General features: G+C 72.3%; 11 protein-coding genes. 5 read left to right on the top strand and 6 right to left on the bottom strand.

Annotated elements, in window-relative coordinates; translation table 11 throughout:
• Positions 1 to 131: 131 nt before the first annotated feature.
• Entirely contained in the window at positions 132 to 719 is a 588-nt protein-coding gene (locus ACZ7MF_RS39115) for a hypothetical protein (RefSeq protein WP_471482955.1), read from the bottom strand.
• A 139-nt stretch (positions 720 to 858) separates the two neighbouring features.
• A complete protein-coding gene (locus ACZ7MF_RS39110) occupies positions 859 to 1,728 on the bottom strand; it encodes a MurR/RpiR family transcriptional regulator (protein WP_471482953.1) in 870 nt (289 codons plus the stop codon).
• A 162-nt stretch (positions 1,729 to 1,890) separates the two neighbouring features.
• On the opposite strand from ACZ7MF_RS39110, the gene ACZ7MF_RS39105 reads away from it, so the two are divergent.
• On the top strand, positions 1,891 to 2,316 hold the full coding sequence (locus ACZ7MF_RS39105; RefSeq protein ID WP_356859485.1) for a hypothetical protein: 426 nt from the start codon (positions 1,891 to 1,893) through the stop codon (positions 2,314 to 2,316).
• A 396-nt stretch (positions 2,317 to 2,712) separates the two neighbouring features.
• Here ACZ7MF_RS39105 and ACZ7MF_RS39100 read toward each other — a convergent pair whose 3' ends face one another.
• Positions 2,713 to 4,098, bottom strand: a complete 1,386-nt coding sequence (locus ACZ7MF_RS39100; protein WP_471482952.1) for a cystathionine beta-synthase — start codon at positions 4,096 to 4,098, stop codon at positions 2,713 to 2,715.
• 167 nt (positions 4,099 to 4,265) lie between these two features.
• Here ACZ7MF_RS39100 and ACZ7MF_RS39095 point away from each other — a divergent pair, with 167 nt between their 5' ends.
• From ACZ7MF_RS39095 to ACZ7MF_RS39085, 3 genes are all read left to right on the top strand, one after another.
• The gene (locus ACZ7MF_RS39095; protein ID WP_471482951.1) at positions 4,266 to 5,288 is read left to right on the top strand and encodes an SGNH/GDSL hydrolase family protein; all 1,023 of its coding nucleotides are present in this window, start codon (positions 4,266 to 4,268) and stop codon (positions 5,286 to 5,288) included.
• Between the two features lie 227 nt (positions 5,289 to 5,515).
• On the top strand, positions 5,516 to 6,736 hold the full coding sequence (locus tag ACZ7MF_RS39090) for an acetyl-CoA C-acetyltransferase (RefSeq protein ID WP_385359638.1): 1,221 nt from the start codon (positions 5,516 to 5,518) through the stop codon (positions 6,734 to 6,736).
• A 294-nt stretch (positions 6,737 to 7,030) separates the two neighbouring features.
• Positions 7,031 to 7,840, top strand: coding sequence for a hypothetical protein (locus ACZ7MF_RS39085; RefSeq protein WP_471482949.1), 810 nt, complete (start codon positions 7,031 to 7,033; stop codon positions 7,838 to 7,840).
• A 61-nt stretch (positions 7,841 to 7,901) separates the two neighbouring features.
• Here the strand turns inward: ACZ7MF_RS39085 and ACZ7MF_RS39080 are convergent, their stop codons facing one another.
• Positions 7,902 to 8,213 carry a hypothetical protein gene (locus tag ACZ7MF_RS39080; RefSeq protein WP_361008501.1) on the bottom strand — a complete coding sequence of 104 codons (312 nt, stop codon included), beginning with the start codon at positions 8,211 to 8,213 and terminating at the stop codon, positions 7,902 to 7,904.
• 103 nt (positions 8,214 to 8,316) lie between these two features.
• Here ACZ7MF_RS39080 and ACZ7MF_RS39075 point away from each other — a divergent pair, with 103 nt between their 5' ends.
• Positions 8,317 to 8,547: a DUF4287 domain-containing protein gene (locus ACZ7MF_RS39075; RefSeq protein WP_052842169.1), complete on the top strand. Its 231-nt coding sequence runs from the start codon at positions 8,317 to 8,319 to the stop codon at positions 8,545 to 8,547.
• 73 nt (positions 8,548 to 8,620) lie between these two features.
• On the opposite strand, the gene ACZ7MF_RS39070 is transcribed toward ACZ7MF_RS39075, so the two are convergent.
• Together ACZ7MF_RS39070 and ACZ7MF_RS39065 are read right to left on the bottom strand one after the other, a co-directional pair.
• Positions 8,621 to 9,544, bottom strand: coding sequence for a Bax inhibitor-1/YccA family protein (locus ACZ7MF_RS39070; protein ID WP_471482947.1), 924 nt, complete (start codon positions 9,542 to 9,544; stop codon positions 8,621 to 8,623).
• A gap of 169 nt (positions 9,545 to 9,713) precedes the next feature.
• Positions 9,714 to 10,883: a 4-hydroxybenzoate 3-monooxygenase gene (locus tag ACZ7MF_RS39065; RefSeq protein WP_471482945.1), complete on the bottom strand. Its 1,170-nt coding sequence runs from the start codon at positions 10,881 to 10,883 to the stop codon at positions 9,714 to 9,716.
• Positions 10,884 to 10,915: the final 32 nt, after the last annotated feature.

Below are 10,915 nucleotides of genomic sequence, written 5' to 3'. Positions count from 1 at the left end.
GGATTGTTGCTATGGATATTCATATCCTCGCCTTCTGAATAGAGCTAGTCAACAGGGCCGTGTCCGTGCCGTCCGCAAACGAGCGCGGGGCCCCCGGTCGGGGGCCCCGCGCTCGGACTGCCGGACGTCGCTCAGACCGTCGCCGGCGTCTTCCGCCTCGCTCCGCCCGGTGCCGCGTCGCCCGCCGCGATGCCTGTGCTGCGGTAGGCCTTGACCGCCTTGCCCGCGGGGCGGCCCGCGTTGTCGGCGAGCCAGTCCACGCGGACCCACAGCAGGGCGTCCCCGGCCTGTTCGCGGCGGCCGATCCAGGCGGACTTGAGCCACAGCCCGGCACCGCAGCCGGCCAGCAGCAGCCCGCCCGCGGCGGGCAGGGCGAAGGCGCTACCGAGGGCGGCGAGGAAGGCGAGGAGCAGCCACCAGCGGTGGCCCCGCCGCCAGTTGCGTACGGTGACCCCGCGGTCCTGGAGCACATCGTGCTTGCCCGCGCGGGCGGCCGAACCGGCCAGAGCCGCGTAGCGCCGTCGGCGCACCCACGCCACGACGGCCGTGGCGACGATGAAGAGGGCGGCGCCCGCCAGCACGCCGATCCGGCGTCCGGTCAGTCCCGGCACCAGCACGCCGATGCCCGCCGCGAAAACGCCCAGCCACCACAGTGGTGCGGCGCCCGCCCGTACGACGACGGCGACCCGAGCCAGTCCCACCTGTCCTCCGCGCGCCACGTCCTGCCTCCTGTCCCGTTCCTGCCTGTGCGATGCGTCTGAAGGGTGTGTCAGGCGCCGCACTGTAACGGGGCAAGCTGAGACGAGTCTGAGAACCCGTCCGCCGTCCGGGTCGGATCACCTCCGGGGTGCTCCCGGGTCAGTCCACGAAGAGCCCCCGCGCCGCCGCCTTGGCGTCGAACTCCTCCAGCCGGGCCTGCGCGTCCGGCAGGTCGTCGCACATCGCCTCCAGCAGCACCCGGCCGAGCAGCATCGGCGCGCAGGCGGTGTCGAAGGCGAGGCCGGTGCCGACGGCGGCGGGCAGCAGCAGGTCGGACACCTTGGCGACCGGCGCGAAGGCGGAGTCGGCGACGGTCACCACCGTGAGCCCGGCCTCCTTGGCGTGGGCGAGCGCCTCGACGACCTCGCGCGGGTGCCGGGGCAGGGCGAAGCAGAGCAGCGTGCCCGCCCCGGCCCGGACGGCGGCGTCGATGCGGTCGCGGAGCATCGTGCCGCCCTCGCCGAGGAGCCGGACGTCCGGGTGGACCTTGGCGGCGAAGTAGGCGAAGCCGTGTGCCTGGGCGGCGGCGGCCCGCAGCCCGAGCACCGGCAGCGGCCGGCTCCCGGCGAGCAGGCGGCCGGCCTCCCGCACGGGCCCCGGGTCGGCCAGCACCTCCGCGAGGTGCCGCAGGTTCTCGATCTCGGCCGCCACCGCCTGCTGGTACTCGTTGACGGCACCGTCGTCCGGGACCGGCTCCGCGGGCGCGACCTCGCGCAGATGGCGGCGCAGCGCCGGGTAGCCGTCGAAGCCGAGGGCGACGGCGAAGCGGGTCACGGACGGCTGGCTGACCCCCGCCAGCTCGGCCAGCTCCACGCTCGACAGGAAGGGCACGTCGGAGGCGCGGCGCACCATGCTGTGCGCGATGCGCCGCTGGGTCGGCGTCAGCCGGTGCCCCTCGAAGAGCGTCTGCAGCCGCGCGGCCGGACTGTCGGTCCCGCTCGTCCCGCTCGTGCCGCCGGTCCCGTTCATGACGTGGCCCCCTCGCCCTATTCACGCTCCCCGACTCCTGCATACCTTTATACAGCGAGGCGGCGGCGCGGGCCGACCCGTCCGGCCCGCCCCCGCCGAAAACGGGGGTTGTCCCCAGTGCCGACAGCGCCCCCGCTGCCTACCGTGGGATTCATGACGGGAATGGACGCACGCGACGCCGACCTGAAGAAGGAACTCGACGCCACCCTGCGGACCCGCAGGGAGCTCGGCGAGGAGTACGAGTCCGCGCTGGTCGACTCGTTCCTGGAGAAGGTCGACCAGCGCATCGACGGAGCGGTGGAGCGCCGGGTGCGCCGACAACTCGCCGAACAGCAGATGACGGCCGCCCGGGACAGCCGGTCGCCGCGGACCACGGACTCCTTCGGCGAGCGCTTCGGCTTCGGCATCGTCTCGCTGGTGCTCGCGATCCCGCTGTCCGCGATCGGGGGCGGCGTGGCGGACCTGCCCGGGATGCTGGTCGCCTGGGCGGGCATCGTCGGGGTCAACGTGGTCCAGGTCGCCCGCACCAACCCGGGCCTGTTCGGGCACCGCCGCGGCGCCGGGCGGGGCGACGCCTGGGAGGACTGAGGGCAAGGGAAGGCAGGAAAAGAGCTGCGCGGGGACCGCCGCACCCCCATCGCTGGGGGGCGGGACGACGGCGGTCCCCGCGGGGGACGCGCGGTGCCGGGCCTCACGGCCGGGGCGGCGCGTCCGTGGCGTCCTTGGAAGTCCGGGAGCCGCTCCGGAAGGTCCGTGACGCCGTTCGGCGTCGGCGGGTCCGGGGAGCCTCCCCCAGTGCTGAACGCCTGGGTGGTACCCCGCCTTCCCTGCCGACACCCCATACTCTGCCGGTCCCGTGTTAAGCGACTGCTGCGCGCACATGACGTGCGCGTACCACTTCCGCGAAGTCCACGAAGATCACCAGCCGGGCCGCGGATCCCGCCCGCCCTGCCTGTCCCACCTGCCTCACTTGCTCTACTTGCTCTACTTGCCCTTGGCGAGGAAGGACAGCAGGTCCTGCCGGCTCACCACACCGGTCGGCTTGCCCTCGACGAGGACGATCGCCGCGTCGGCGCCGCCGAGCACCGACATCAGGTCCGCGACCGGCTCGCCGGAACCGACCTGGGGCAGCGGGGCGGACATGTGCTTCTCCAGCGGGTCCTCCAGCGAGGCACGCTTGGCGAACAGCGCGTCCAGCAGCTCGCGCTCCACCACCGAGCCGACGACCTCCGCGGCCATCACGTCCGGGTGACCGGCGCCGGGCTTGACGATCGGCATCTGCGAGACGCCGTACTCGCGCAGCACCTCGATGGCCTGGCCGACGGTCTCGTCCGGGTGCATGTGGACGAGGGAGGGGATGTGGCCGCCCTCCTTGTGGTTCAGGACCTCGGCGACGCGGGCGCTGGGACCGGCGTCCTCCAGGAAGCCGTAGTCGGCCATCCACTCGTCGTTGAAGATCTTGCTGAGGTAGCCGCGCCCGCTGTCCGGCAGCAGGACGACCACCACGTCGTCCTCGCCGAGCCGCGCCGCCACCTCCAGCGCCGCGACGACCGCCATGCCGCAGGAGCCGCCCACCAGCAGGCCCTCCTCCTTGGCGAGGCGGCGGGTCATCTGGAAGGAGTCCTTGTCGGAGACGGCGACGATCTCGTCCGCGACCTCGCGGTCGTACGCCGTCGGCCAGAAGTCCTCGCCGACGCCCTCGACCAGGTACGGGCGCCCGGAGCCGCCGGAGTAGACGGAGCCCTCGGGGTCGGCGCCGATGACCTTCACCGCGCCGTCACTGGCGTCCTTCAGGTACCTGCCGGTGCCGGAGATGGTGCCGCCGGTGCCGACGCCGGTCACGAAGTGGGTGATCTTCCCCTCGGTCTGCTCCCACAGCTCGGGGCCCGTGGAGTGGTAGTGGGAGAGCGGGTTGTTCGGGTTGGAGTACTGGTCCGGCTTCCAGGCGCCCGGCGTCTCGCGGACCAGCCGGTCGGAGACGTTGTAGTACGAGTCGGGGTGCTCGGGGTCGACCGCGGTCGGGCAGACGACGACCTCGGCGCCGTACGCGCGCAGCACGTTGATCTTGTCGGTGGACACCTTGTCGGGGCAGACGAAGATGCACTTGTAGCCCTTCTGCTGGGCCACGATGGCGAGGCCGACGCCGGTGTTGCCGCTGGTCGGCTCGACGATGGTGCCGCCCGGCTGCAGCTCTCCGCTCTTCTCCGCGGCCTCGATCATGCGCAGGGCGATGCGGTCCTTCACCGAGCCGCCCGGGTTGAAGTACTCCACCTTGGCCAGGACGGTCGCCCTGATCCCCTTGGTCACGTTGTTGAGCCGCACCAGCGGGGTGTTGCCGACGAGGCTGATCATCGAGTCGTGGAATTGCACCGTGGTCTCCGGATGCCGCAAATGAAGGGTCGATATCGGTCCGGCCAGCCTATGGCCTGCGGGCCCGCGGATGCCCCGTGACGGTCGTTCACCCTGCGTTGAGATTGGGCGACCGTCCGTACGGGGCAAGGAGTGGGTGTACGGGTTGGAGGAGGTGGCGGCGACGCATGACGAGCATGTCGAGGGCGAGGGTGGCCCGGCGGATCGCGGCCGGCGCGGCGTACGGCGGCGGCGGCATCGGCCTGGCGGGAGCGGCGGCGGTCGGCCTGGTGGTGGCCGAGGTGCAGTTGGCCAGACGCCGGGTGGGGGTGGGTCCACCGACCCGGGTGCCGAACGCGCAGGGACTGTACGGCGGCACCCTGCCCACGGCCGGTGACCCACCGCTGCGGCTGATGATGCTGGGCGACTCCACGGCCGCCGGGCAGGGCGTGCACCGGGCCGGGCAGACGCCGGGCGCGCTGCTGGCGTCCGGGCTCGCGGCGGTGGCGGAACGGCCGGTGCGGCTGGGGTCGGTCGCGCAGCCGGGGGCGTGCTCGGACGACCTGGACCGGCAGGTGACGCTGGTGCTCGCGGAGCCGGACCGGGTGCCCGACGTCTGCGTGATCATGGTCGGCGCCAATGACGTCACCCACCGGATGCCGGCGACCCGCTCGGTGCGGCACCTGTCCTCGGCGGTACGGCGGCTGCGCACGGCCGGTGCGGAGGTGGTGGTCGGCACCTGTCCGGACCTGGGCACGATCGAGCGGGTGCGGCAGCCGCTGCGCTGGCTGGCCCGGCGGGCCTCGCGGCAGCTCGCGGCGGCACAGACCATCGGCGCCGTCGAGCAGGGCGGGCGCACGGTGTCACTGGGCGATCTGCTGGGCCCGGAGTTCGCGCAGAACCCACGGGAGCTGTTCGGCCCGGACAACTACCACCCGTCCGCCGAGGGGTACGCCACCGCCGCGATGGCGGTACTGCCCTCGGTGTGCGCCGCGCTCGGCCTGTGGCCGGCCGAGGAGGAGCACCCGGACGCGCTGCGCCGCGAGGGCTTCCTGCCGGTGGCGCGTGCGGCGGCGGAGGCGGCGTCGGAGGCGGGTACGGAGGTCGCTGCCGCTGTGCCTACGGGGTCTCGGGGGCCCTGGGCGCTGCTCAAGCGCCGACGGAGGCGGAGGGTGGCAGAGGCGGAACCCTCCAGCCCGTCCGGCGTTTGAGGACGAGGCCGTCCAGGCCGAAGGGGGGTCTGGGGGCACAGCCCCCAGGTACGCCCGCCACCCACAGCACCCGGCACGGGTGCACCGCCCGACCGCCGGAGGCAAAAGCAAGCGCTTAGACAGTTGCGGTCCATGTCACATGCCCATAGCCGTGACCCGGGCCATACGGCCGGGTAACTTCCCAACCAGCCCTGCCCGCCCCGTACCGCCTCGCCACTGGAGCCGTGATGCCCGAAGCCGTGATCGTCTCTGCCGCCCGTTCCCCCATCGGCCGCGCCTTCAAGGGCTCCCTGAAGGACCTGCGCCCCGACGACCTGGCCGCCACGATCATCCAGGCGGCCCTCGCGAAGGTCCCCGAGCTGGACCCGCGGGACATCGACGACCTGATGCTCGGCTGCGGCCTGCCCGGCGGCGAGCAGGGCAACAACCTCGGCCGGATCGTCGCCGTCGAGATGGGCATGGACCACCTGCCGGGCTGCACCGTCACCCGGTACTGCTCCTCGTCCCTGCAGACCTCCCGCATGGCCCTGCACGCCATCAAGGCCGGTGAGGGCGACGTCTTCATCTCGGCCGGCGTCGAGATGGTCTCCCGCTTCGCCAAGGGCAACTCCGACAGCCTCCCGGACACCCGCAACCCGCTCTTCGCCGAGGCCGAGGCCCGCACCGCCGAGGTCGCCCAGCAGGAGGGCACCACCTGGCACGACCCGCGCGAGGACGGCCTCGTCCCCGACCCGTACATCGCGATGGGCCAGACCGCGGAGAACCTCGCCCGCGCCAAGGGCATCACCCGGCAGGACATGGACGAGTTCGGCGTCCGGTCCCAGAACCTCGCCGAGGAGGCCATCAAGAACGGCTTCTGGGAGCGCGAGATCACCCCGGTGACGCTGCCCGACGGCACGGTCGTCAGCAAGGACGACGGCCCGCGCGCCGGCGTCACCCTGGAGGGCGTCCAGGGCCTCAAGCCGGTCTTCCGCCCCGACGGTCTGGTCACCGCCGGCAACTGCTGCCCGCTCAACGACGGCGCCGCCGCCCTCGTGATCATGAGCGACACCAAGGCCCGCGAGCTGGGCCTGACCCCGCTGGCCCGCATCGTCTCCACCGGCGTCTCCGGCCTCTCCCCCGAGATCATGGGCCTCGGCCCGGTCGAGGCCAGCAAGCAGGCCCTGTCCCGGGCCGGGCTGGGCGTCGGCGACATCGACCTGGTCGAGATCAACGAGGCGTTCGCCGCGCAGGTCATCCCCTCCTACCGCGACCTCGGCATCCCGCTGGAGAAGCTGAACGTCAACGGCGGTGCCATCGCCGTCGGCCACCCCTTCGGCATGACCGGCGCCCGCATCACCGGCACGCTGATCAACTCCCTCCGGACGCACGACAAGCAGTTCGGTCTGGAGACCATGTGCGTCGGCGGCGGCCAGGGCATGGCCATGGTGATCGAGCGCCTGAGCTGACCCCTGCCGAAGGGCACTGAGGGACCGTCAGTAGCGCCTCGCGGACCCAGCGTGACAACCCGGCCCGGAACCCCGTTCACTCCAGGGTTCTGGGCCGTTTTGTGACCCAAACTCCCCCAGGATGTGACCTACCTCTCCCGCCCCATGGATTTACGCAGGTCAGACCACCCCCACCCCTACCTCGCGGGCCCAAAGTCCTGTCCGTTTCGTGACGTTACGCACTGACAGACGGTTAGCCCTCCCTTCAAGCTGATGTAGGAAGTCGGGGGTCGACTTTGAACCGGGAGTACGTCAGTGAGCGCCATGCCGATCGCCCTGCTGCTCACCACGGCCGCCACCGGCGCCGTGGGCGTCGCCGTCCTGCGCAGCATCCTGGTGCTGCGCCGCCAGGTGACCGCCTTGCGCGCCGAGCTGGCCGAGAGCCGGGCCACCGCCACGCGGGGCCGGGTGCCCGCCGCCCGCACCACCGCCGACGCCGAGGAGATACGCGCCGCCGTCGCGGAGGCGCTCGCCGAGGAGCGCGAGCGGGAGCTCGCCGAGGCGCGGGCCTTCTGGGCCGCCCAGGAGACCCGGGACGCGTCCGACGCGCCCCTGCTGCTCGGTCTGTCCGACAGTGAGCTGTTCCTGCCCCGCCAGGCGGACCTCGTGGGCCTGGAGCCCGTGACCGAGCCGGCCGCGGACACCGACGAGCCGGCCGCGCAGGACGCGGGTCACGCCGGTCCCAGGGAGTCCGCCGAGCTGGCCGCCGCCCGACGCCGGCACCCCTCGCACCCGGACTTCGTGCCGAACCCGTCCCCGGCCGTGAACGATCACGACCGCACCGTGGCGACCCTGGAGGGGCTGGCCGAGTCGAGCGTCGCGCTGGCCGACGTCCGTCCGGGTCCGCTGGGCACCCTCGACGTGTACGTCTTCGCCGACGGCACCACCCTGTGCATGACCCCGGGCCACCGCGAGACCGCGGAGCGCCTGGCCACCGCACTGGGCGCGGGCCAGACGCCGTACCTCCTCGGCGGCTCCGGCATCTCCGGTGCCTACACGCTGACCTTCGCGTGCGGCGAGGAGAACGTGTACATCCTGGCGGACCGCGTCATCGCGTCCCTGTAGTCACACCAGCTCACACCAGCCCACGCCAGTCACGCCGGCCGCGCCGGTCCCGCCGGTCGCATCAGACCCCGGCCCGCTTGCGGGCCTCCTCGACCAGCGCCGCCGCTTCTTCCACCTGGCCCTCGTTCTCCAGGACGAGGGCCAAGTCGTGTGCGGCGACGGCGATCTGGTCGGCGGCGGCGAACATGCCCGCGTCCGGCATCTCCCGGGGCTCGGCCGCGGGTTCCTCCACGAGCTGGGCGCGCCGGGCCAACTCCCTGGCCAGGCCGAGCGCCTCGGCGGCGGCGCCGCGTTGCAGTCTGCTCTGCGGGGCGGCCCGCAGGCGGTCGGCGAAGTCGTCCACGGCACGGGTCAAAGGCGTCGTATCAACCACGGCGCGAGCGTACGCGGCCGTCCGGGACTGTTGCCAACGGGCGAACGCTCAGGCACGGTGACGTGAAGGACCGGCTCACATCCCCTTTCGCCCGGAGGCGCCGATGTCCCAAGTCTTCTCCGAGGAGACCCATCGCAATCTGCTCGCCCGTATCCCCCAGTGCACCGGCCGTGAGATCTCCGACTGGCTGCGCGCCGTCGAGGACGGCCCCGCCCTCTTCCGCTTCGAGGAGAAGGTCAGCTGGCTCCGCCACGAACACAACCTCGCGTACGGCCACGCGAAGGCGATCGTCCACGAGTACGACCTGAGAAGGGCCGCGCGCAACCTGCTGTGAGCGGGCGCACCGACCCCACGACGACGAAGGGCCCCGGGCACGAAGCCCGGGGCCCTTCACCTGCTGGGTGCTACTAGTCGTTGCTGTTCAGGATCGCGATGAGGCGCAGGAACTCCAGGTAGATCCAGACCAGCGTCAGCGTGAGGCCGAAGGCGGCGAACCAGGCCTCCTCGCGCGGGGCGCCGTAGGCGAGCCCGTCCTCGACCTGCTTGAAGTCGAGGGCAAGGAAGCAGGCACCGAGGATGATGCCGACGATGCCGAAGACGACACCGAGCGCACCGCTGCGGAAGCCGAGGCCGTCGCCGCCGCCGAAGACGGCGAACAGCAGGTTCACCATCATCAGGAAGACGAAGCCGAGCGCGGCGGCCATCACGAAGCCGTAGAAGCGTCGGTTGACGCGGATCCAGCCCGCCTTGTAGGCGATCAGCACACCGGCGAAGACCGCCATCGTGCCAATCACGGCCTGCATGGCCGCGCCGTCCGCGATGCGGTTGTCGACGACGCTGGAGACGACGCCGAGGAAGACACCCTCGAACGCCGCGTAGGACAGGATCAGCGCCGGCGTGGGCTTGCGCTTGAAGGACTGGACGAGCGCCAGGACCATGCCGATCAGCGCGGCGCCGATGCCGATGCCGTACGAGCGGCTGATGTTGGCGTCGTCCACGGGCAGCAGCGCCCACGCGAGCGCGGCCGTCACCACGAGCACGCCGAGCGTGCCGGCCGTACGGATGACGACGTCGTCCATCGTCATCCGGCCGGTGGTGGCGGGCGCCTGCGGCGGCGCGCCGAACTGCTGGTCCGGCTGGGCGTACGGGTTCTGCGCGTACGGGTTGCCGGCGGGCTGCTGGGCGTACGGGTTGCCCTGGGTGCCCTGCGCGTACGGGTTGGCCTGCGTGGCGACGGCGGGTCCCCCGGCCTGCGGCGCGGCGTTGAAGCCCGCGTAGCCGTTGTCGCGGCTGAACCCCCGTCGCGAGAAGACCGGGTTTCTGCTCCTCATTTCACTCCTCCGTGGCCACACGGCGCAGCCTTGGGCTCAAGAGTAATAGAACGGCAAAGGAATGACCCTACTGCTTGGGGAGGATCTTTCCCTCGCCTTGCGACTCAACACGCTACGCCGATCAGTGATTCCCCTCACGGCCGGGGGCACCCGGGCCGCCCGGCCCCGCTCACCCGATCGGGAACCCGGTGTAGGCCTCGGCGAGGTCGGTCTCGGCGGCGCGGGAGGACGTGATCCGGTCGAGGCGGGCCAGCTGGAGCCGGTCCTCGAAGGGGGTGGCGCCCGGGGCGGTGTGCAGCAGCGTCGTCATGTCGTACGAGAAGCGCTCGGCCTGCCAGACGCGGCGCAGACAGGTCGCGGAGTAGGCGTCGAGCAGTTCGTCGGAGCCGGTCTCGGTGCGGTGGGCCAGCGCCCGCGCGAAGGTGACCACGTCGCCGACGGCGAGGTTGAGGCCCTTGGCTCCGGTGGGCGGCACGATGTGCGCGGCGTCGCCGGCCAGGAAGAGGCGGCCGTGCCGCATGGGCTCGTGGACGTAGGAGCGCATCGGCGTGACCGACTTCTGGGTGATGGGGCCCCGTCGGAGGCTCCAGTCGTCGTCGGTCTCGAAGCGGCGCTCCAGCTCGTCCCAGATCTCCTCGTCGCCCCAGCTGTCGGCGTCCGTGTCCGCGGGGACCTGGAGGTAGAGGCGGGAGACGGACGGGGAGCGCATGGACAGCAGGGCGAAGCCGCGGTCGTGCCGGGCGTAGACCAGTTCGTCGTGCGAGGGGGCGACGTCGGCGAGGATGCCGAGCCAGGAGAAGGGGTACGTCCGCTCGAAGGTGCGCCCGTCCGGGACCGCGCTCCGGGCCACTCCCCAGAAGCCGTCGCAGCCGACGACGTAGTCGCACTCCAGCACGTCCTCGGCGCCCTGGTGGCGGAAGCGGACGCGCGGGCGGTCCGTCTCGGCGCCTTCCACCGCCAGCGCCTCCGCCTCGAACAGCAGCGGGCCGCCCTCCTCCAGCTGGAGGGCGATGAGGTCCTTGCAGACCTCGGTCTGGGCGTAGACCATGACGGACCTGCCGCCGGTGAGCGCGGGGAAGTCGACGCGGTGGCGGCGGCGGGCGAACCGCAGCTCGATGCCGTCGTGGCGCAGCCCCACCCGGTCCATCCGCTCCCCGGCCCCGGCCTCGCGCAGCACGTCCACCGTGCCCTGCTCCAGGATCCCGGCGCGCTGCCTGCGCTCGACGTACGCACGGTCGCGGCTCTCCAGGACGACCGAGTCGATCCCGGCGTTGTGCAGCAGCCGGGCCAGCAGGAGCCCCGCGGGGCCTGCCCCGATGATGCCGACGGTGGTGCGCATCGGTCGTTCCCTTCGATCGGCGTCGTTGCCTT

It is taken from the genome of Streptomyces sp. NPDC111628 (assembly GCF_055635195.1).
This window is presented reverse-complemented; position numbering and strand designations above follow the sequence as displayed.